General features: G+C 58.4%; 17 protein-coding genes and 1 tRNA gene. 10 read left to right on the top strand and 8 right to left on the bottom strand.

Annotated features, from left to right (window positions below; translation table 11 throughout):
• Positions 1-26: 26 nt before the first annotated feature.
• Both ACOI6Z_RS20420 and ACOI6Z_RS20415 read left to right on the top strand, forming a co-directional pair.
• Positions 27-2,114: a DUF1176 domain-containing protein gene (locus ACOI6Z_RS20420; RefSeq protein WP_117129303.1), complete on the top strand. Its 2,088-nt coding sequence runs from the start codon at positions 27-29 to the stop codon at positions 2,112-2,114.
• A 115-nt stretch (positions 2,115-2,229) separates the two neighbouring features.
• A tRNA-Phe gene (locus ACOI6Z_RS20415) sits at positions 2,230-2,305 on the top strand.
• 643 nt (positions 2,306-2,948) lie between these two features.
• Here the strand turns inward: ACOI6Z_RS20415 and ACOI6Z_RS20410 are convergent.
• Together ACOI6Z_RS20410 and ACOI6Z_RS20405 are read right to left on the bottom strand one after the other, a co-directional pair.
• Positions 2,949-3,239 (bottom strand): PerC family transcriptional regulator, encoded by a 291-nt coding sequence (locus ACOI6Z_RS20410; RefSeq protein WP_004153693.1) that lies wholly within the window; start codon positions 3,237-3,239, stop codon positions 2,949-2,951.
• Positions 3,240-3,550: 311 nt separating this feature from the next.
• Entirely contained in the window at positions 3,551-4,117 is a 567-nt protein-coding gene (locus tag ACOI6Z_RS20405) for a helix-turn-helix transcriptional regulator (protein WP_065813075.1), read from the bottom strand.
• A gap of 633 nt (positions 4,118-4,750) precedes the next feature.
• Here ACOI6Z_RS20405 and pgaA point away from each other — a divergent pair.
• Genes pgaA through pgaD form a run of 4 tightly spaced genes read left to right on the top strand, consistent with a single transcriptional unit; the run spans position 4,751 to position 10,989 of the window.
• Complete coding sequence (pgaA, locus tag ACOI6Z_RS20400; RefSeq protein ID WP_074423666.1) at positions 4,751-7,198, top strand: poly-beta-1,6 N-acetyl-D-glucosamine export porin PgaA; 2,448 nt, start codon at positions 4,751-4,753, stop codon at positions 7,196-7,198.
• 8 nt (positions 7,199-7,206) lie between these two features.
• A complete protein-coding gene (gene pgaB, locus ACOI6Z_RS20395) occupies positions 7,207-9,222 on the top strand; it encodes a poly-beta-1,6-N-acetyl-D-glucosamine N-deacetylase PgaB (protein ID WP_065813076.1) in 2,016 nt (671 codons plus the stop codon).
• Positions 9,215-10,546, top strand: a complete 1,332-nt coding sequence (gene pgaC / locus ACOI6Z_RS20390) for a poly-beta-1,6-N-acetyl-D-glucosamine synthase (RefSeq protein WP_004206396.1) — start codon at positions 9,215-9,217, stop codon at positions 10,544-10,546. The genes pgaB and pgaC overlap by 8 nt, the downstream gene beginning before the upstream one ends.
• A complete protein-coding gene (pgaD, locus tag ACOI6Z_RS20385) occupies positions 10,543-10,989 on the top strand; it encodes a poly-beta-1,6-N-acetyl-D-glucosamine biosynthesis protein PgaD (protein ID WP_023291681.1) in 447 nt (148 codons plus the stop codon). The genes pgaC and pgaD overlap by 4 nt, the downstream gene beginning before the upstream one ends.
• Before the next feature lie 47 nt (positions 10,990-11,036).
• Here pgaD and ACOI6Z_RS20380 read toward each other — a convergent pair whose 3' ends face one another.
• Complete coding sequence (locus ACOI6Z_RS20380) at positions 11,037-11,822, bottom strand: DsbA family protein (RefSeq protein WP_065813064.1); 786 nt, start codon at positions 11,820-11,822, stop codon at positions 11,037-11,039.
• 225 nt (positions 11,823-12,047) lie between these two features.
• On the opposite strand from ACOI6Z_RS20380, the gene ACOI6Z_RS20375 reads away from it, so the two are divergent.
• The 3 genes from ACOI6Z_RS20375 to cbpM all read left to right on the top strand — a co-directional run bounded on the left by ACOI6Z_RS20375 (position 12,048) and on the right by cbpM (position 14,099).
• On the top strand, positions 12,048-12,731 hold the full coding sequence (locus ACOI6Z_RS20375; protein WP_065813065.1) for a TerC family protein: 684 nt from the start codon (positions 12,048-12,050) through the stop codon (positions 12,729-12,731).
• A 145-nt stretch (positions 12,732-12,876) separates the two neighbouring features.
• Positions 12,877-13,794: a curved DNA-binding protein gene (gene cbpA / locus ACOI6Z_RS20370; protein ID WP_065813066.1), complete on the top strand. Its 918-nt coding sequence runs from the start codon at positions 12,877-12,879 to the stop codon at positions 13,792-13,794.
• Positions 13,794-14,099, top strand: coding sequence for a chaperone modulator CbpM (cbpM, locus tag ACOI6Z_RS20365; protein WP_020481009.1), 306 nt, complete (start codon positions 13,794-13,796; stop codon positions 14,097-14,099). Before cbpA ends, cbpM begins: the two co-directional genes overlap by 1 nt.
• A gap of 394 nt (positions 14,100-14,493) precedes the next feature.
• On the opposite strand, the gene ACOI6Z_RS20360 is transcribed toward cbpM, so the two are convergent.
• From ACOI6Z_RS20360 to ACOI6Z_RS20345, 4 genes are all read right to left on the bottom strand, one after another.
• A complete protein-coding gene (locus ACOI6Z_RS20360; protein ID WP_017900087.1) occupies positions 14,494-14,865 on the bottom strand; it encodes a plasmid partitioning/stability family protein in 372 nt (123 codons plus the stop codon).
• Positions 14,866-14,874: 9 nt separating this feature from the next.
• A complete protein-coding gene (gene parM / locus ACOI6Z_RS20355) occupies positions 14,875-15,831 on the bottom strand; it encodes a plasmid segregation protein ParM domain-containing protein (RefSeq protein ID WP_032454592.1) in 957 nt (318 codons plus the stop codon).
• Between the two features lie 274 nt (positions 15,832-16,105).
• Positions 16,106-17,521, bottom strand: a complete 1,416-nt coding sequence (melB, locus tag ACOI6Z_RS20350; RefSeq protein WP_044525156.1) for a melibiose:sodium transporter MelB — start codon at positions 17,519-17,521, stop codon at positions 16,106-16,108.
• Positions 17,522-17,614: 93 nt separating this feature from the next.
• Positions 17,615-18,967 (bottom strand): alpha-glucosidase/alpha-galactosidase, encoded by a 1,353-nt coding sequence (locus tag ACOI6Z_RS20345; protein WP_023291675.1) that lies wholly within the window; start codon positions 18,965-18,967, stop codon positions 17,615-17,617.
• A gap of 239 nt (positions 18,968-19,206) precedes the next feature.
• Here ACOI6Z_RS20345 and melR point away from each other — a divergent pair, with 239 nt between their 5' ends.
• The gene (gene melR / locus ACOI6Z_RS20340; protein WP_004206385.1) at positions 19,207-20,145 is read left to right on the top strand and encodes a transcriptional regulator MelR; all 939 of its coding nucleotides are present in this window, start codon (positions 19,207-19,209) and stop codon (positions 20,143-20,145) included.
• A gap of 49 nt (positions 20,146-20,194) precedes the next feature.
• Here the strand turns inward: melR and proP are convergent, their stop codons facing one another.
• Positions 20,195-21,697, bottom strand: a complete 1,503-nt coding sequence (proP, locus tag ACOI6Z_RS20335; RefSeq protein ID WP_023291673.1) for a glycine betaine/L-proline transporter ProP — start codon at positions 21,695-21,697, stop codon at positions 20,195-20,197.
• Positions 21,698-22,024: the final 327 nt, after the last annotated feature.

The raw sequence follows: 22,024 nt of genomic DNA, 5'->3' as shown, positions 1-22,024 counted from the left end.
CTCACTGATTGCTGACAGGGATTGATATGCGCGCGTTCTTCTGGGCTGTCTGGCTGGGGCTGTGCTCCACACCTCTGCTGGCGGCGCCCCTGCAAGGTTTTTCCTTTGCGCAAAAAGACTGGGAGCTCGCCTGCGATAACACTGGCACCTGCCGGGCGGCAGGTTACGGCGTCCGCATGGGCGAGGTCAGCGTGCTGTTGACCCGCAACGCCGGCAGCGAACAGCACCTCACCGCTACGGCCACCTTCGCGCAGATCGAACACGATATCCCCGCCGACTCCACCGCCAGCCTGCTGATCGACGACCGGGACCTCGGCTCGCTGGATGCCTTGGATGACAGCCACTTCCGTCTGGACAGCGATCAGACCTCCGCCGTGCTGCAGGCCCTGGCGAACCAGCGCAAAATCGAATTCACGCTTAACGGCCAGCACCTGCCGCTTTCCAGCGCCGGCAGCCGAGAGGTGCTGAGTAAAATGGATGCGTTTCAGCGACGAACCGGCACCGCCGACGCGCTGCTGGATAAAGGCGACGCGGGCGACGATGCCATTTTGCCCGCTGCCCCCGCCCCGGAAATCATCGCCGCGCCGGTGATCCACAACGCGCAACCTGTACCGCTGAGCATGCTCCAGCGCCAGAAGCTGTTGCCCGCCCTGACGCCGCTGCTGAACCAGCGCTGTGAAGACTGGCAGAACCCGGCCATTCCGGCGGCAGAGCGCCAGATCACCCTCACCGCGCTGGATAAAACCCATTCGCTGGCGCAGGCGCTCTGCTGGCGAGCGCCCTATAACGATGGCTATGCCCTGTGGCTGGTCGATAACGCCCAGTTGAGCAAACCGCGGCTGCTCACTACCGAGGCCTCCAGCTACGCCAACGGCACGCTGGTCTTCCTGCACAAAGAGCGGGGCATGGCCGACTGCGTAACCGGCGAGACGCGCGTCTGGGAGGGTAAAACCTTCGTTCCCAGCCTGAAGTACAGCACCGGTATGTGCCGGGAAATCACCCCGGGCGGCACCTGGATGCTGCCGACCTTTGTCAGCCAGGTGATCCCGAAGCAGCAGAAAGAAGCGGATAACCTGGCCCTGCGAACGCTGTACAACGCGGTGCTGAAAGCGCAAAAAAGCGATCCGGAACTGGCGCTGAACCGGGTCGCCGAGCAGTTTCCGTTAACCGGCCATATTACCGACTTCACGCTCACTTACGCCGATGACAGCCTGGTGACGACCAGCAAACCGTCCCCGGATATCAGCGATGACGAGTGGCAGGCGTTTCTGCGCTCCGCAATTAGCGCAGATTCAGAAAACGGTAAAGTCAGCTTTACGCTTATCGACCTCGACGGCGACGGCAAACGCGATCTGATCATCGACAGCTACGTGGGCGGCACCGGGCTCTTCAGCTACACCGGGGTACTCCGGCGCGGCGATGATGATTTTGCCGCCGTCAACGATAGCGACAGTGATAACGGCGATGATTTCGATGCCGGGGTGCCTGGCGCCCTCTTTTCGATCAATGGCCGCGGGGCCAACCAATGGAACCACTGGGTCAAAATCAACGGCCAGGTGTACGCCCTGTGGTACAACGGCCAGTTTGGCGAAGATAATCTCTATCTGCTGCGCCCGTTCAGCACCGCCAGCCAGACGCCCGCGGTGACGGTTCGCTACCGCTATACGCTGAACAGCATCCGCTCCCCGGAGAAAGACCAACCGCTGACCCCCAGCCTGAGCGACAGCGATAAAGCGGATCTGCTGCGCTCGCTGGAGGTGATGCAGGGCAACCTGCTGAAAGACAAACCCGCCAGCGACAACGATGCGCCGATCTGCCCCATTCCGCCCGGCGCCTCCGCCGACGAGGCGGACAACTATTACAGCGGCGTTGCCGTTAACTATATCTATGAGACGGTGGCCTATATTCCGGTCTGGCTGAACGGAAAATGTTATATCGGCACCATTTTCAGCCATCATGGCGCCTATCGTCACGGCGTGGATGCGGAAATTACGCTGAGCTCGCCGCGGGAAGATGAAGAGGTCATTGGTGATTACCTGATCTCCGGGTTGCGCCACGTTATCTCCGTCACCAGCGGCTGGAAAAGCCGTGAAGGCGATAACGGCATGCAGTGATATTGAGTCAAAATGCGCCTTTGAACGCGGAATTGCCGCAAAGATAAGCAATCGACAAGTAATTTAAGAAATTTGGTTGACGGGGTGGGCGGATTACGGTTTAATGCGCCCCGTTGCCCGGATAGCTCAGTCGGTAGAGCAGGGGATTGAAAATCCCCGTGTCCTTGGTTCGATTCCGAGTCCGGGCACCACTTATTCAGAGAACCCAGCCTATGGCTGGGTTTTTGCTTTTCTACATCCGGACTCTTCATCGAACTCCACTCTATGATCCCCTGCCCGGCGGCGCTGCGCTTGCGCGGGCCTACGCTGTTTGAGCCTGCGGCAGGACCCGTAGGCCGGATAAGGCATTTATGCCGCCATCCGGCATAACCGCGGGTACGGCGTCTGATGTATATCACCCGGCGGCGCTGCGCTTGCGCGGGCCTGCGCTGTTGGAGCCTGTGAGAGGACCCGTAGGCCGGATAAGGCATTTATGCCGCCATCCGGCACAACCGCGGGTACGGCGTCTGATGTATATCGCCCGGCGGCGCTGCGCTTGCGCGGGCCTACGCTGTTTGAGCCTGCGGGAGGACCCGTAGGCCGGATAAGGCATTGATGCCGCCATCCGGCACAACAGCGGGTACGGCGTCTGATGTATATCGCCCGGCGGCGCTGCGCTTGCGCGGGCCTGCGCTGTTTGAGCCTGTGGGAGGACCCGTAGGCCGGATAAGGCATTGATGCCGCCATCCGGCACAACCGCGGGTACGGCGTCTGATGTATATCGCCCGGCGGCGCTGCGCTTGCGCGGGCCTGGGGGTCAATGAAACGTCTGCGCAAACGCAGTGAAGAAAGGTATTACTCGGCGGCGGTTTTCCCTTTGCCGGGCAGCCTGAACGCTTCGCCATAGGGCTTCGCAATGCCCATGCGATACTGCGTCTCCTTTGCCGCCTGGTGGAGATCAGCGAACTCCTCTTTCGGCGCCGGCGGACGTTGCGCCTTTTTCAGACACTGATTGCGATGGTGACGGATCCACTCTCGGTCCTCATCGTCCAGGCAACGCTGCATCACCTCAATCCATCTGGATGCCGCCCGACGGTAGAGCCCACAGGCTTCTAACCGCTCCGCAATACTGTCCCTTATTCTCATCCACCTCGCTCCTCTGATGCTTTCACGATATCTCATGGTATTCCGACGCGTGAGTCGGAATACCATGGTAGAGTTAATTTATGACAAAACTATTCCTCTGCGGCGCAAGGAATATAATCATTATAATAATCGCTGTGCATAGCAAACCGCCATGGCGGTAATTACTTCCAAAGAGCTCCGGAATTATATGCCGGGCGCCGCCCTGGATACCGACTGGTATCGACGGTTGTACCTATCAATATCTATTTAATTTATTACATTTCCATCGTCACATACCTTGCGATATCACCTGTTCCCTGTACAACCACGCCTTATGGCGATCGACCGGACTGGTCCAGCAGTTTATTTTTGAAGATAAATAAGCAGGCTTCATTAAAATTATCTAACCCCAGACGCTCATAAAGCGCGGTCCGCTTGCGGTAAAGGCTTTTTAGCGAAGTATTCAGATTCACCGCCACCTCCTCCATTGTCATCCCCGCCTCAAGAAAACGCAGCATCAGCTGCTCTGTCATACTTAAGCGCAGATTGTCGAACCACTCTTTGGTCAGCCGCTTGCTCTTCATCTCCAGAAAAAGCCCAAATAAGGTCGCCATATCGGCGGGTGATAATGACATGTTTAAAAACGATTTCAGACTGAGTAAATGCTCTTCCCGATGGCGCATATCGAGGACAATACAGCATATTCGCTTTCTGGATTGTGCCGCCTCCATGACAAGATAATCGTAATGACAAAGCGGCGAACGGCTATCAACCAGCAGAGAGAGTTCATCAACCTCATTATCTAAAATCGCTTTTCCGCTAGAATCTAACTGAATGATATCAGGAAAGAAATTCTTAACTCCTTGAAAAAGATAGTGATCCTGGGTAACTAATATCATTGAATTTGCCACAAGTCTTCCCTTTAACATTTAATCAACAAATTCTCGTCAACCAGACGTTTTCCTTGCCCCTGGGGAACGCTCCGCATGGCGGTAAAAATAACGAGATCTGTGATTTATCATTAGCGCGGCATCTGAATCTGGCTGTGAAAAACCTCCCTGGGTGCGGACAGAAAATAAACGGATTAATTATAAATAAAAAAATCCCACAGAAAAGATGCTTTTTTTGCTATTGAGAATTTTTGTCAGAAATCATCTTAAATATCCATGAAAAACCTTTCTCCTCACTGCAATATAAGCCACCCAACAAAATTAAAACAAAATTTCAGCCAACTCCATTTTTTATTTATTTCAGTAAGTTAAAGGAACTCGCTTCAACATGGCGATTCGAATTAAACCATTTTTACAGATTTATCTTAAAACGCAGTTCGTCATTTAACCATATTTATCCGCTGCGGTATCGGGTATAAATTATCCATTCAATTATCCACAGGAGATATGTTTATTACTTTGCAATAAGTCATTCACCCGCAGTGCCAGTCAGCTAAATGGGACCATCCTCATCCTTTAACTCACCGTCAAAGGACGGTCGTGTTGTGCAATGGATTCTTGATGAACATATGGCAAATAGAAATGGAAAGATCACCTTATTCAAATACGTTATTGTTTAATCGCAACACGAAACTCTCGCTGTCAATCGGTGTGCTTTTGCTCTTCCCGACGCTGGTTCAGGGAGCGGACTCGCTCTATGACCAGCAGATCCTGCAAGCGCGTCAAGGCCAGTACGCCCCCTTTCTCTCATATCTTCAGCAATACCAGCTGCGGCATGCCTTAACCCCTTCTCAGGTTGCAGACTGGCTGCAGGTAGCCCTCTGGGCCGGCCAGGACGACGAGGTGGTGAAAGTCTGGCGACGCTATCAGGTCTATATGCCGCTTCCCGCACGGGGCACCGCCGCCGCGGCGCAGGCGATGCGCAACCAGAAACAGTGGCAAGCCTCGCTCCTCCTCTGGCAGCAGGCTCTCAGCCAGGCACCCGACAGTGACGACTATCGTATCGGCTATATCAAGACGCTGGCCGATGCCCGCAAGGACGGCGAGGCGCTCAGCGAAGCGCGTCGCCTGGTGGCGGAGCAGGCGAGCATTGCCCACCTGCAGACCCTCTCTTATGTCTACCTGCGGCTTGGCAAGAGCTGGGACCAGCTGCTGGTGGACACGCAGATCCTCGATCGCGAACCGCAGAATAAAGCCGCGCTGGCGAGCCTGATGGCGACCCTGACCCGCAACCGGATCGACTCCCCCGCCCTCGGCCTCGCGAATAGCGTCGAACTGACGCCCGCGGAAAAGCGCAACCTGCAGCTGAACGCCGCCGCCGAACTGGTGCGCCTTGCCGATACGCCTTCCCGTGAAGAAAATGCGCGTTACGCGCTGGCCCGCACGGCGCTGGCGCAATACGACGCGATGATCGCCGCCTGGCGTCCCGACCCGCAGGCCGCCCCGGACATCATCCGGGCGCGCATTGACCGTCTGGGCGCGCTGTACGCCAACGCAGACTACGCGCAGGTTATCCGCGAATACCAAAGCCTGATGGCGCAGCAGCAGGCGGTTCCCGACTGGGCCATCGGCTGGGTTATCTCCTCTTATATCGCGCTTAAGCAGATTGAGCCTGCGTTGACGCTTATTCATCAGCATCCCTCGTGGCTGACGAGCCAACAGAATGAAGAACATGAGCTTTTCTTCGCCCTGCTGGACACCGCTCAGTACCCGGCGGCGCAACGGTATGTCGCCCGACTCACCCGGAATGCGCCCTATATCCGTCATCTCTACGGCTCGCCGACGCCCCAGCCGAACGACGACTGGCTCACCGCGCAGTCGCTTAACGTGCACTATCTCTCCGCCACCAACGCCCTGCCGCAGGCCGAAGCCCGCATGCAGCGCCTGGCGGCGACGGCCCCCGGCAACCAGGGGCTGCAGATCGACTATGCCGCCCTGCTGCAGGACAGAGGGCTGCCGCGGGCAGCCGAACGCCAGCTGAAAGCGGCGGAAGCCCTGGAGCCCGCCAGCCTGCAGCTGGAGCGCCAACAGGCCTGGGTCGCCCTCGATCTGCAGGAGTGGCGGCAGATGGATCTGCTGACCGACGACGTTATCGCCCGCTCGCCACGGGATCTAAATACCCAGCGCCTGGCCAGAGCCCGCGACATCCATCATTTCTCCGAGCTGCGCCTGAGCGTCGGCAAAGGGCTGCATTCCGACAACCCGGTGAGCGGTACCCACGACCTCAGTTTTGAGACGGCGATCTATAGCCCGCCGATAGCCGACAGCTGGCGATTGTTCGGCGGCCACCGCTTTGCCCAAGGTAATTTTGAAGAGGGGAAAGGCAGCCGTCGCCAGCTGTTCGCCGGTATTGAATGGCGTCCGCGCGACGCCTGGGGAGAACTTGAACTCTCCAGCGTCAATTTTCACGGCGAGAATAAGCCCGGCGTCCGCCTTTCCGCCGCGCACGACGTCAACGATCGCTGGCAGCTGGGCGGCGAGCTGGAGCGGATTTCGCAGCAGACGCCGCTGCGCGCGTTACGCAACGGCGTCAGCGCCAACCGCGGCGAAGGCTGGCTGCGCTGGTATCAAAACGAGCGTCGGGAGTACCGCGTCAGCGCGGCCGCCAGCCGCTTTACCGACCACAACCGTCGTCAGGAGTACACCCTCTCCGGTAAAGAGCGCCTCTGGCAGACCCCGTGGCTAACGCTGGATCTGCAGCCCGGTCTGTCGGCCAGCGCCAATAGCCGCACCGACACCGCGTATTACAGTCCGGCCCGCGACCTCGCGGCCACCGCGGCGCTGGCGGTCGATCACACGCTTTACCAGCGGTATGACACCGTCTGGAGTCAGCAGCTGCTCGCCGGCGGCGGCAGCTACTGGCAAAAAAATCACGCCGCCGGCGCGATAACGACGCTGGGCTACGGGCAGCGTCTGCGCTGGAACAACCTCGTCGACGCCGGGGTGATGCTGAACTGGGACAAACGCCCCTACGACGGTAAACGTGAAAACAACCTCGCTATCACTGTTGATGCAAACATACGGTTTTAAGGATGACCATGCTGAACACGACCCTGCGCAACGGCCTGATGCTTCTCGGCTGGCTGTGCCTTATCTTCAGCGTGCGTGCTGAGGAGGTCCCCTTCCTCGCCCCGCAGCAACGACCCCAGCTGGAGGCCAATAACCCCTGGCCGGCGGATCGCTTTCTGGTGCTGGCCTATCATGACGTCGAAGACGACGCCGCCGACCAGCGTTATCTTTCGGTGCGTACCAGCGCGCTTAATGAGCAGATCGCCTGGCTGCTGCATCACGGCTACCATGCCGTGAGCGTTCAGGACATTCTGGACGCGCATCATGGCCTTAAGCCGCTGCCGCCTAAGGCTTTTCTTCTCAGCTTCGACGATGGCTATAGCAGTTTTTACACTCGCGTCTGGCCGCTGCTTAAAGCCTGGAACGTTCCGGCGCTGTGGGCGCCGGTGGGCAGCTGGGTGGACACCCCCGCCAACCAGCCCGTTAATTTTGGCGGCCTGATGACGCCGCGCGATCGCTTCGCCACCTGGGAGATGGTGCGCGAGCTTAGTCGCTCGCCGCTGGTGGAGATCGGCGCGCACACCTGGGCCTCGCACTACGGCCTGCCGGCCAATCCGCAGGGCAGCCGCGAGCCCGCCGCCGCTAACCGCGGCTGGGATAAAACCACCGGCCGCTATGAAAGCGACGCGCAGTTTACCCGGCGAATGGCCGATGACGTGCAGAAAGTGACGGCGAAAATCCACGACGTCGCCGGGAAAGCGCCGCGCGCCTGGGTGTGGCCCTACGGCGCCGCCAGCGGCAGCACCCTGGCCATCGCCAAACAGCAGGGGTATCAACTGGCGTTTACGCTGAACGACGGCCTGGGCAACGTGAAGGATCTGGATAATATTCCGCGCATGCTGATCGCCGGTAACCCGTCGATCAAGGCCTTTGCCAACGCAGTGGCGCAGATTCAGGAAGCCGATCCTGTTCGGGTGATGCATGTGGATCTGGACTATGTCTATGACCCCAATCCCGTCCAGCAGGCAAAGAATATCGATAAGCTGGTGCAGCGCGTCTATGACATGAAAATCAGCCACGTCTTTCTGCAGGCCTTCTCCGACCCGCAGGGTGACGGCACGGTCAAGTCGCTCTATTTCCCCAACCGCTGGCTGCCGATGCGCGCCGACCTGTTTAACTTCGTCTCCTGGCAGCTGCAGACCCGCGGCGGGGTGAAGGTTTATGCCTGGATGCCGGTGCTGGCCTTCGATCTCTCGTCCGATCTGCCGCGCGTTCAGCGCTGGGATCCGCAAACCGGGAAGGCGTTACTTGCCCGTCAGCCCTATGTCCGCCTGTCGCCCTGGGATCCCCGGGTTCGCCAGCAGATCACCGACATCTATGAGGATCTGGCCCGACACGCCAGCTTCAGCGGGATTCTGTTCCACGACGACGCCGTGTTGACCGATTTTGAAGATGTGAGCCCGAAGGCGGTCGCCGCCTGGCGGCAGAGTGGCCTGGCGCACGATGCCGGCCCGGTGCCCCAGCATCCACAGGAGCGTGAGGCATGGATGCGTTTCAAAAGCCAAACCCTGACCCGCTTCACTCTGCAGCTGCGCCAGTCGGTGCAGGCCATCCGCGGCCCGCAGGTAAAAACGGCGCGTAATCTCTTCGCCCTGCCGATCCTTGAGCCGCAGAGCGAAGCCTGGTTTGCGCAAAATTTGGATGACTTCCTTGCCGCCTATGACTGGACGGTCCCCATGGCGATGCCGCTGATGGAGTCCGTGCCGATTGACGCCAGCCAGGCCTGGCTGACGCGGCTGGTGCAGGCCGTCGCCCGCCGCCCGGGCGCGCTGAAGAAAACCATCTTTGAGCTACAGGCCAGAGACTGGAACCGACGCCAACACAACGCCATTCCCGACCAACAGCTGGCGGACTGGATGCATTTGCTGCGGCTAAACGGCGTCAAAAATTACGGCTACTACCCAGACGATTTCATTAACAATCAGCCAGATATCTCCCGTATCAGACCGCAATTTTCTTCCTGGTGGTACCCTGACCATGACTGATCGCATTATCGCATTGTGCATTTTATGCCTCGTTTTCGGGCTGCCGTTAGGCGTCGCAGCGGCGTTTACCGGCGAGCTTATCCTCGACTTTGTCTTTTTCTGGCCACTGTTTATGTCGGTGCTATGGATCACCGGGGGTCTGTACTTCTGGTTCCAGCTGGAGCGCCACTGGCCGTGGGGGGAGGATACCCCGCCGCCGTCGCTGCCGGGCAATCCGCTGATCTCGATCCTGATCCCCTGCTTTAACGAGGAGAAAAACGCCCGGGAGACCATCAGCGCGGCGCTGGCCCAGCGTTACGCCAACCTCGAAGTGATCGCGATTAACGACGGCTCTTCGGACAACACCGCCCAGGTGCTGCAGCAATTGGCGCAGGAGGAGCCAAGGCTGCGGGTGATCCACCTGGCCGCCAATCAGGGAAAAGCGGTGGCGCTCAAAGCGGGCGCCGCCGCCGCGCGCGGCGATCTGCTGGTCTGCATCGATGGCGACGCCCTGCTGGACCGGGATACCGCAGCCTGGCTGGTCGCCCCGCTGATCCACTACCCGCACGTCGGGGCGGTCACCGGCAATCCGCGGATCCGCACCCGATCCACGCTGATCGGCCGCATTCAGGTAGGGGAGTTCTCGTCGATCATTGGCCTTATCAAGCGGACGCAGCGGATCTATGGCCGGGTCTTTACTGTCTCCGGCGTGATCGCCGCCTTCCGGCGTCAGGCTCTGGCGGACGTCGGCTACTGGAGCCCGGATATGATCACTGAAGATATTGATATCAGCTGGAAGCTTCAGCTCCGCCACTGGGACATCTTTTTCGAGCCGCGGGCGCTGTGCTGGATCCTGATGCCTGAGACCCTCAAAGGGTTATGGAAGCAGCGTCTGCGCTGGGCCCAGGGGGGAGCCGAAGTCTTTCTGGTCAACCTGCGCCGCCTGTTTCACTGGCAGCATCATCGGATGTGGCCGCTGTTTCTGGAGTATGCCTGCTCCACGCTGTGGGCCTTTGCCTACGCGGTCACCATCCTGCTGTTTATCCTCAGCCGCCTGATGCCATTGCCGGACAACCTGACCGTGCACAGCCTGTTTCCGCCTGAGTTCACCGGCATGCTGCTCGGCCTGATGTGCCTGCTGCAGTTCGTCGCCAGCCTGTATATCGAACGGCGCTATGAGAAAAAGGTCGCCAAATCCCTGTTCTGGGTGATCTGGTTCCCGATGGTTTACTGGATGATCGGCCTGCTGACCACGCTGGTCGCTTTTCCGAAAGTGATGTTGAAACGTCAACGTTCCCGCGCGCGCTGGGTGAGCCCGGACCGGGGAAAAGGAAGCCTGCGATGAATGAAAATACGCTCATCTTAACCGAACACCGCGTGCTGCCCCGGCTGGTGGACGCCGGCTTAACGCTGCTGGCCTGGCTCGGTTTTCTGTTCTTTCTCTACGCCAATTTGCTGATGCAGTTCATCGCGCCGCCCTCCCCGCGCTGGTCATCGTTGATGGACTCCCTGAATACGGCGCTGGTGTATTTATTGATTGCCGCACTGAACGGCTGGCTGCTGATCCTCTGGTACCACTATAACCGACGCCGCGCCCATACCCGGCGTCACACCGCGGTGCTTACCCTGCGAGATGAGGAGCTGGCCAGCAGCTTTAACGTCGCCCCACAGATCATCTCCGAAATGAGTCGCTATAATTTGCTGACCGTTTACCACGATCACATTGGCCAGATTATTGATTTAAAAAGCCACGCGCTGCCGCCGCCCGAGGAGAGGGATCAGGAATGATAGCAGGGCCGCCCCCGGCGGCCCTGACTGGGTAACGACGCCGCCGATCAGCCGCCGGCCTTTTTAATGGCGGCTTCGAGCGAGGCTTTATCCGCCAGCCCCGGGAAGACGGTGATGCTGGCTTCCGTGGCGCCAGTAGTCGGCATCACGATCACGCCCGGCGTGCCGCTGAGACCAATCTCCTGCGCCAGGTCGTTAATGCTCTGCAGCACCGGTTCGACGTCGTTGGCCTTCTTCGCATCAAAGCCGGCTTTCTTCGCCTGCTGCTGGATATCCGCCGTCGTCAGCTTGCCTTCGTTATGTCCGGTGGCGTAGATCCCGTTATGGTAGGCCAGATAGGCATCCGCCCCTTTCTGCTGATAGATCTGCAGGCCGGTTTTCGCTGCTTCCAGCGAGCTTTCCCAGCGGCCGCCGAAGATAGGCCACTCTTTAAAAGCGAAGCGGGTCTGCGGATGCGCTTTAATCACCTGCTCCATCACCGGCGCCAGCCGACTGCAGTAGACGCACTGGTAGTCAAAGAACTCAATCACCGTGACTTTGCCGTTGGCCGGGCCGTAGGTCGGGGTATTTTTATCCTGGGTCAGCAAGGCGGCATTCTTCAGCACCGCCTGGGTGGCCGCGCTGGCCTGCTGCTCAGCCTGAATTTGCTGCAGTTTCTGGCTTGCCTGCAGGAGAACTTCCGGGTGGGCGACCAGGTAATCGGCGGCAATTTTGCCGATTTGCGCCTCCTGTTCCGCGGTGAAAGTCGCCGGCGCGTCAGCGGCAGAAGCCATCGCCGGCAGTAAGACAGCGCTCAGCAGGGCGACAGAGAGGTATTTCTTGTGGCCAGACATAGTGGGGATCCTTGCGATAAGTGAACAGCAGGTGAGTCTGTATGACAAAATATCACCCTTTTTCGCCGAAGCCTTGCCCGACGGCGCGTTGATTCGTAACTTTATTTTTCAGGCTCAGGTTTCCCGCGCGACGGCGCGGACCGGCGCCAGTGGTCAACGCTCCCCGGGCGGAGCCCCCGGCGCAACGGCTTTTCGTGGTATTTATTTCAGGTGGTTTCACTCGATATGTATGCGTTTCTTCAACAATGGGACATGGCGGTGATTATGCTGCAGATTGTCGCCATCGACTTACTGCTGGGCGGCGACAACGCCGTGGTGATCGCCATGGCCTGTCGCAAACTGCCGCCACAAAAACGCACCAAAGCGATCGTCATCGGCACCGTAGGCGCCATCCTGGCGCGCATCCTGCTGCTGGCGATCGCCCTGTATCTCCTGTCGCTGCCGTGGCTGAAAATAGTCGGCGCGCTGCTCCTGATGTGGATTGGCATCAGGCTGGTCAGTAATGAGGAGGACGAGAGCGAGGTTGCCAGCTCCGGCAGCCTGTGGCGCACCGCAGTCACCATCATCGTCGCCGATGTGATCATGTCGCTGGATAACGTGCTGGCGGTGGCCGCCGCAGGCAAAGGACACATTGCGCTGGTCGCCCTCGGCGTGGCGATCAGCATTCCGGTTATCGTCGCCGGCAGCAAGCTGGTGCTGGCCCTGCTCACTCGCTTTCCAGCGGTGGTGCTGCTGGGCGGGATGCTCATCGGCTGGATTGCCGGGTCAATGCTGGTCAGCGACCCTACCCTTCGCCAGCTGTTTCCCACCGCCGGCGACGGCATTGCGCGCCTGGCCGGCGCCATCGGCGCGCTACTGGTGCTGTTCGCAGGCTGGCGCCGTCGTCCGCGACCGCAGGTGAAAGACTAGCTGCGCCCACGACGCCGTTGACCCCGACGGCGTCAAGTTTCCGCCACTTTTCTTCCCCTTCAGGGCGCATTTGCCCTACGCTTTATACAGACGCCTGATCCAGGGAATATGTAACCACCGCACTGAGCATAGATGAGATAACAGCATGGAATTGAAGGATTATTATGCCATTCTCGGGGTGCAACCAACCGACGATCTGAAAACCATCAAGACCGCCTACCGCCGCCTGGCGCGCAAGTACCACCCCGACGTCAGTAAAGAAAACGATGCCGAAGCCAAATTTAAGGATCTCGCCGAAGCCTGGGAAGTCCTGAAAGATGAGCAACGGCGCGCGGAATACGATCAGCTCTGGCAGCATCGCAACGATCCCGGGTTCGGTCGCCAGCAGCAGACCCACGAGCAGAGCTACAGCCAGCAGGATTTCGACGACATCTTTTCCTCCATGTTTGGCCAGCAGGCGCATCAGCGTCGCCGTCAGCACGCGTCGCGCGGCCACGACCTGAAGATCGAGGTCGCGGTGTTCCTTGAAGAGACGCTGGCTGAGCAGACCCGCACCATCAGCTATAACCTGCCGGTGTATAACGTGTTCGGCATGATCGAAAGCGAGACGCCGAAAACGCTGAATGTGAAGATCCCCGCCGGGGTGGCCGATGGACAGCGCATCCGCCTGAAAGGCCAGGGGACGCCGGGCGAAAACGGCGGGCCGAACGGCGATCTGTGGCTGGTGATCCACATCGCCCCGCACCCGCTGTTCGACATCGTGGGACATAACCTGGAGATCGTCCTGCCGCTGGCGCCGTGGGAGGCCGCGCTGGGCGCCAAAGTCACGGTGCCCACCCTGAAAGAGAGCATTCTGCTGACGGTGCCGCCGGGTAGCCAGGCAGGGCAGCGCCTGCGTATCAAGGGCAAAGGGCTGGTGAGCAAAACCCACACCGGCGATTTGTTCGCCGTTATTAAAATTGTGATGCCGCCAAAACCAGATGAAAAAGCGCGTGAGCTCTGGCAACAGCTGGCCACCGCCGAAGCCAGCTTCGATCCGCGTAAGACATGGGGGAAAGCCTGATGGCTACAGTAACAGTGACGTTTACCATTACCGAATTGTGCCTGCGTACCGGGGTGTCGGAAGAGGAGCTGACGGAGATTGTCGGCTTAGGCATGATTGAACCGCACCAGCCGCAGGCGGACGCCTGGCTGTTCGACGACAGCGCGGTGACGATCGTCCATCGCGCGGTGCGCCTGCGTAACGAGCTGGAGCTGGACTGGCCGGGGATTGCGGTGGCGCTGACGCTGCTGGATGAGAATGCGCGGCTGACCCGCGAAAATCGCCTGCTGCAGCAGCGCCTGGCCCGCTTTCTCGCCCACGGATAGGGGCGACATCCCGGGTGGCGGCGTTCCGCCTTCGTGCCGGATGGCGGCTACGCCTTATCCGGCATACAAACTAAGCACAGCGCAAGCCGGGGAATTTCCCGGGTCGCGGCGTTCCGCCTTACCCGGGCTACCGGACTAGGCCCACCATTGCACTGGATCCGTAGGCCCGCGCAAGCGCAGCGCCGCCGGGCATGGCCACAGCCAGGGAGCCGCCTGTATGCCGGGTGGCGGCTACGCCTTACCCGGCCTACAAACTAAGCACAGCGCAAGCCGGGAAATTTCCCGGGTCGCGGCGTTCCGCCTTACCCGGGCTACCGGACAGTGTAAACAGTAGCCCGGCTAAGCGCAGCGCAAGCCGGGGAGTTTCCCGGATAGCGCAAACCGCGAATAGCGCTTAGTCCGGCAGCGAACCGGCGAGGTTGCGCGCCGAAACGCTCTCGCTGACCGGCGCGGGCGGCTCCGGCGCCTTAGCCGGGGCGGCCGCTGGCGCGGCTGTCGGGGCGGAAGAGGCCGGCTGGATCTCAAGGAACGAGGCCAGCATCTTGCGCAGCGTTTCCGGTTTAGTGTCTTCCGCCAGCAACGCCGCCAGCATCGACGGCAAGCGGCTATCGACTTCCCCTAACGCCAGCCCCGCCAGCAGCGCCGTGCGCGACATATCGCCACGGTCGCCGCGATGGTGGGCCTCAATTTTTGCGTCCGCGAAGCGCTCGCTGGCGCTGATATCCGGGCGCAGGTAAATCAGCACTTTTCTGCGTTCCAGAGTCATAGACGCTCCTTAGCCAATAATTTTCAGACCACGCACCAGGGCGAACTGCGGCTCTTCAGCCACCACGAAACGGTCCTCACGCAGGCCCATACGTTCACGAATGGCATCGGCAACCAGCGGCGCGCCGCCGCCAATCACGATGGCATGCGAGTAGCCTTTAAAGCTATCGATAGCCGTCAGGACGCGGGTGGTCAGACGTTCGATGCTGTTAGTGATCACCTTTTTCACCTCAGAAACCGCATCCGGATCGTTGATGTTATCGGTCAGGTACGCTTCGTCATGGCGATTGATAATGATCTGGTCGACGTTATAGCTTGAGGTATCGGTATTCGCCCGCGCCAGCGCCAGCTTAACGGCGTCGGTCACCAGCGATACGCCCAGCTTCGGGTCGCCGTAAATGCGCGAAACCGAGGTCATCTGCCCGGCGACCATCGAGATATCGAGCGTGGTGCCGCCGAGGTCGATAATCAACACCGAATGGGAGGGCTTGAGTTCATCGCACAGGCTAATGCCCGCCGGAATCGATTCCGGGCGCACGGTGACTTTGGTGATGTTGAACACCACGCCTTTATTCAGCTTAACTTCGCGCAGCAGGCTCTTTTTCTTACGCTCAATGTTGTCGAGGCGATATTGCGCATCCTCGTCATAAAATTCAGTCAGCGGCAGCGTCACAACTATTTCAACGTCCTGTGGCTCAAGACCGCTGGTCAGCAGCGCGTGATGGACAGCGATGGAGTTCAACGGGCTGTACTGCCAGTCAATATTATTGGTCGGGAGCGCATCGGGAGTGATCAGGTCGAATGAGTACTTTTCATCATCCACGGTGTAGTTAAAGGGCTTCCCGGAACCGAAGGTGGCAGACCAGCCGCGTTTAAAACTATTGGGGCTGATATGGGTGAAAGTTTCGCCATCTTGCTCCCACAGCATTTTGATATTGGTTGAACCATCATCGATAAAAATGCGCATCGCATTGCTCCATCACTGAGACAAATAAGAGAAAAATGTAACACCCAAAAGAGTAGCAAGAGTTAAAAAGCAGCGCAAGAGCACGAAAAAGAGACAATTCCGAGTTTTAATTGAGAACAATTGGAGCAAATAACAACTTCATGAACCTAGATAGAGAACATTTTGAGACAAATTAGAGAAATACGTTTTCTCTTTTCATCCGCTTTCAACGCTCATTTTTGTCCAAAAAAGAGAGTATCCCTCCCCTCTTTCGTCAGCTGTTTTCGAACGCTTTTTACACCTGGTTGGGTACCACAATGGGCCGTTCCGGCTCAGCCACATTTTCCGGTACCCGACGATATTTATCCAGCAGGTGAATCTGAATGCGACGCAGCATATCGCCGTTGAGCTTGTAATAGCGGAAATAGAGAAACAGCGTCAGGGCAAAAAAGAGCGTCGGCAGCGCAATCATAATCGCCTGCATCCCCAGCAGCGTCTGGGACGACTGGGCCACATTCGGCACATAACCGATGATACCGAGCACGATGGCGATAAACCAGGCCGCGAACGCCGAGCCCGCTTTCACCACCAGCGTCTGCACCGAATAGGCGATACTTTCGCAGCGGATGTTCATCGTATATTCGCCGTAGTCGACGGTATCGGCCACCATAATAACCTGCAGCACCCAGAACAGCGCGGTGCCGATATTCAACAGCACGCCGGCCAGCGAAATCAGCGCGACGTTGTAGACCCCGCTCAGCGCCATCAGCAACAGCACGCCGCAGCCCAGCACCGGCATGATCGAAGCGCCCGCCCACAGAATGCGCCGCGACAGCCCTTTCACCAGCCGCGGAAACAGCACCAACGTCAGCAGGTTCGCCGCGCCGGCGTAGGACATGTAATACGGGAACATCTCCGCGCTGCCAATCACGTAGGTAAAGTAGTAAATCGCAAAGCCAGCGATAATATTCGCCGCCGTGTTATAGGCCAGCGCCATGCCCAACAGGCAGGCCAGCTGATCGTTTTTATAGATCAGCGCCACCATCTGGCGCAGTGAGAGATGGCTGGCATCCTCGCTCACGCCGCTATCCGAGGAGTAAACCTCGTGGACGTTACGCAGCGTGACGAGGGTGGAAACCACGAAGAAGGCGATCAACACCAGGGTGAACATCTGGAAACCGAAACCGCGGTCGGCGCCGCCCACGGCGCTGACAAACGGCAGCGTGACGCCGGCAGTGACGAATCCCGCCAGGCTGGCGAAAAAGCGTGGATACGGCACCAGCTGTTCACGTTCGCGTTTATCAAGGGTAATGGTCGGCACCAGCGACCAGAACGGCACATCCATGATGGTGTAGGTGAACCCCCACAGCAGGTAGGTCAGCCACACCCATGCCAGCAGCGCCCCGCCGGAGAAGTGATGGGCGCTGAACAGCATATACAGCACCACCGAGTTGGTTATCGTGCCAATCAGGATCCACGGTTTGAATTTCCCCCATCGCGATCGCGTACAGTTGACGATCCAACCCATGATCGGATCGGCTATCGCATCGAGGATCCGCGCCACCAGAAACAAGGTGCCGACCACCCCAACCGACAGTCCAACAATATCGGTGTAGTAATACATCAGGTACATGTAGACGATACCGATAGCGAAATCTTTACCAAAGGCACCAAATCCGTAGCTGAGCTTTGTTGTCATTGAAATACTCATAGGGTACAGGTCGCTGTCGCCAGCGCCTCCTTCAGTGTTTGATAGAGCATGCAGGACGCCGCCAGGGTCGTTGCCCCCGGCGGCATGAGAAGATTAACGATGCAGCCAGGACGGCAGCCAGTCGCCGTGGCTGGCGATCAGATCGTCCACCAGCGCGTAGATCTCTTCGATCCCCAGCACCGCGGCGGTGTGCGGATCCATCATCGTGGCATAATAGACGTAATCGCGATTTTCGGTGAGGATCGCTTCCGTGAGCAGCGTCTGCACGTTGATGTTGGTCTGCATCAGCGCCGCCAGATGCGCCGGCAGCGCGCCCACTTTGGTCGGCTGAATGCCGTTGGCGTCCACCAGGCAAGCCACTTCCACGCAGCAGCCCTGCGGCAGGTTGTCGATAAGGCCGTCATTGCGTACGTTGCCATACACCACGCTTGGCTCGCCGGTCCAGATGGCGTTCATGATGGTGCTGGCATACTCACGGGATGGCTTCACCTCGATGCGCTCGCCGCGCTGATAGCTCTCCAGCTCCTGATGCCAGTTGGCCAGTTGCTCGACGCAGCGTTTCGGGTATTCATCCAGCGGCACTTTATAGCGGGCGATAAGGTCCTCGCGGCCCGGCTTGATAAACCATGGCGTGTATTCGGCAAAATGCTCCGATGACTCGGTCACAAAGTAGCCGAGCTTTTTGAACATCTCATAGCGGACGATGTTTTCGCAGCGCGGGTTGCCGTGCAGGTTAGGCTTCGGCGCGCGCCCATCGGCGTAGGCCTGCAGCAGGTCGGGATAGAGGCTGACATAGCTGCCGTCGGCGAGCTTTTTCTCCAGCGAGAGATAGAACGCCATATGGTTAATCCCGGCGCAGCGGTAGCGTAAATCCGCCGGGTTGAGGTCAAGATCGCGCGCCAGTTCTTCCGCCGTTCCCTGCACCGAGTGGCACAGGCCAACCTGTTTAATATGCGGGTAGCGGGCGTACATGGCCCAGGTGTTCATCGCCATTGGGTTGACGTAGTTAAGCAGGGTGGCGTCCGGGCAGACCTCGGTCATGTCGTCGCAGATAGCCCACAGGTGAGGTATGGTGCGCAGGGCGCGCATAATGCCCCCCGGACCCAGCGTATCGGCGATGGTCTGCTCCAGGCCATGGCGTTTACAGACCTCAAAATCGGTGACGGTACAGGGCTCATAGCCGCCAATCTGGAAGGCGACCACAACGAAATCGGCGCCCTGCAGGGCGGTTTTGCGATCGCGATGGCAGCTGATTTCGCCCTTCGCGCCGACGGAATCCATCAGCTTGCGCACCACGGTATGCGACTCTTCCAGCCGGGTGTCATCGATATCCATCAGCGCGACATGCGCCGATTTCAGCGCCGGGCGCTGGAAAACATCACCGAGAATATTTTTAACGAACACCGTCGAACCGGCGCCGATAAAGGTAATTTTTGGGGCGGTCATTACGCTCTCTCCATCTGGTCATTGAACCCTTGCAGAGTGGCACGCCGTTCAGCGTTGCGCTGCCCTGTTCCCACCGGAGCATTCCCAAAAGCTCAGATCGGCCATTAAGCGCCACAAAATCTGAGTTTTCGGGAACAGATTGCGCAAAAAGGAGAGAAAATGGGCCGATTCTTCCGCTAAGCTGTCGTCAGTTCTGGCGAAAAATGCAGCCACTCTGACAATTCAGGAATACGCTAACGATGGAATACCGCTTCACCTCCCTGCCCCCCGATCCCTTTATGTGCAGCAGCGATGAAAAGCAGAGCCGCAGCCCGCTGGCGCTCTACTCTGAGTATCAGCGTATGGATATCGAGCTGCGCCCGCCGCACGCCATGCCTACCAGCCACTGGCATGGCCAGGTGGAGGTCAACGTGCCGTTCGATGGCGACGTGGAATATTTGATTAATAACGAAGTGGTGCGCATAGAGAAAGGCTATATCACCCTGTTCTGGGCCTGTACGCCGCACCAGTTGACCCGCCCGGGGGATTGTCAGCAGATGGCGATCTTTAACCTGCCGATGCATCTGTTTCTCTCATGGCCGCTGGACCGGGAGCTGATCAACCACGTCACTCACGGGATGGTGATTAAATCCCTCGCCGCCCAGCAGCTGAGCGCCTTCGAGGTGCGCCGCTGGCAACAGGAGCTGAACCACGACAATGAACAGATTCGCCAGCTGGCGATCGATGAAATCGCCCTGATGCTGAAGCGGCTGAGCCTCGCCGGCTGGCAGCCGATTCTGGTCAACAAAACCTCGCGCACCCATAAGAACAGCGTCTCGCGCCATGCGCAGTTTTATGTCAGCCAGATGCTGGAGTTTATCGCCGCCCACTACGACCAGGCGCTGACCGTCAATGCCGTCGCCGAGCACGTTAAGCTCAACCCGAACTATGCGATGGGGGTATTCCAGCGAGTGATGCAGCAAACCATGAAGCAGTACATTACCGCCATGCGCATCAATCACGTGCGGGCGCTGCTGAGCGATACCGACAAGACCATCCTGGATATCGCCCTCACCGCCGGTTTCCGCTCCAGCAGCCGCTTCTACAGCACCTTTACCCGCTACGTGGGGATGCCGCCGCAGCAGTACCGTAAACTTAGCCAACAGCGTCGTCACGGTCTGGCCTTGCCGGAGGCATAAAAAATGCCGCCGGGGTTTCCCCAGGCGGCATGATTAGCAGTGAAAACAGTTAGTCGTTGATACGCGGATGCTGCTGCACCAGACGCGACCGTTTTGCCTGCAGATCGGCGATCTCCTGATCGATATCTTCGATTTTTTGCTCGATATTATCGTAGTGCTCGCCAAGGATTTCTTTCGCTTCCTGAATATCCGACGCCGCCGGGGTCGCCCCTTTCAGCGGACGGTTAGCCGTCTCTTTCATCGACAGGCCCGTCGCCATACCCACCACCGCGATTACCATCAGGTAGTATGCTGGCATCATCAGGTTCTGAGTGGTTTCCACCAGCCACGCCGCCAGGGTTGGCGTCAGACCGGCAATCAGCACCGAGATGTTAAAGGCGCTGGCCAGGGCGCTGAAGCGGATGTGCGTCGGGAACATCGCCGGCAGCGAGGAGGCCATCACCCCGATAAAGCAGTTCAGCACCACCGCCAGCAGCAGCAGACCGGCGAAGATCAGGCTCGTCACGTTGCTGTTGATCATAATGAAGGCCGGGATCGACAGGGCAAACAGCGCCACGCTACCAATCAGGATAAACGGGCGACGGCCGAAACGGTCGCTAAGCATACCGATAACCGGCTGTACAAACAGCATCCCGACCATGATAGCGATGATGATCAGCACCCCATGGTCTTCCGAGTAGTGCAGGTTATGCGACAGGTAGCTCGGCATGTAGGTCAGCAGCATGTAGTAGGTCACATTGGTGGAAATCACCAGACCGATACAGGTCAGCAGGCTGCGCCAGTGCTTCGTGGCAATCTCTTTAAAAGAGACCTTCGGCCCGTCCTGCAGACCTTCACGATCGCCCTGCTCCATGGTGTCCACATGCTGCTGGAACGCCGGGGTCTCTTCCAGCGCATGGCGCAGATAGAGGCCGATGATGCCTAGCGGCAGCGCCAGGAAGAACGGGATACGCCAACCCCACTCAAGGAAGTTCTGTTCCCCCACCACGCTGGAGATCAGGACCACCACGCCGGCCCCCATCACAAACCCGGCGATGGAGCCAAAGTCCAGCCAGCTGCCCATAAACCCGCGTTTACGGTCAGGGGAGTATTCCGCGACGAAGATCGACGCCCCGGTATATTCACCACCGACCGAGAAGCCTTGCGCCATTTTACACAGCAGCAGCAGGATCGGCGCCCAGATACCTATCGTGGCATACGAAGGAATAAGGCCGATACAGAAAGTACTTATCGACATGATCACGATAGTTATCGCGAGAATTTTCTGCCGACCGTATTTATCGCCCAGCATCCCGAAGAACAGGCCGCCCAGCGGACGAATTAAAAATGGAACGGAGAAGGTACCGAGTGCGGCAATCATCTGCACGCTTGGGTTGGCATCGGGGAAGAAGACTTTACCTAAGGCGTAGGCCACAAAGCCGTAGACGCCGAAATCGAACCACTCCATCGCGTTGCCCAGAGAGGCCGCGGTGATCGCCTTTTTCAGTTTACCATCGTCGATGATGGTCACATCCTTAAGGGTGATGGGCTTTATTTTTTTCCTTTTAAGCATATTTTTCCTCTGCTACTCCGCCTTGAATGCACGTCTCTTCGCCGAATGGCAAAGCCATTCGCAACGTGCGTCAGGAGCGGTGAATTGCTGTGCTCCTCATTTCAAGCGTAGCAGGTTTGCCTGCACTGTCTGCTGACAGAATGTACAACCGAACCTGTTGACGCCTGCTGTGGCTACTGGTGAATAAATGGAGCGGCTCATCGTCATAATTGATGAAATTGACCTGCTCCCCTTTTTTACCCTAACAGTGTTTATATCTGCGATCAACTTCACATAAATTTACCGCCTAATTACAGAGTCCCAGAAAATAAATAAGTTCATTTCCTG

Origin of the sequence: Klebsiella sp. C239, from assembly GCF_048822715.1 — a bacterium.
GTDB classification, from domain to species: Bacteria; Pseudomonadota; Gammaproteobacteria; order Enterobacterales; family Enterobacteriaceae; genus Klebsiella; species Klebsiella quasipneumoniae.
This window is presented reverse-complemented; position numbering and strand designations above follow the sequence as displayed.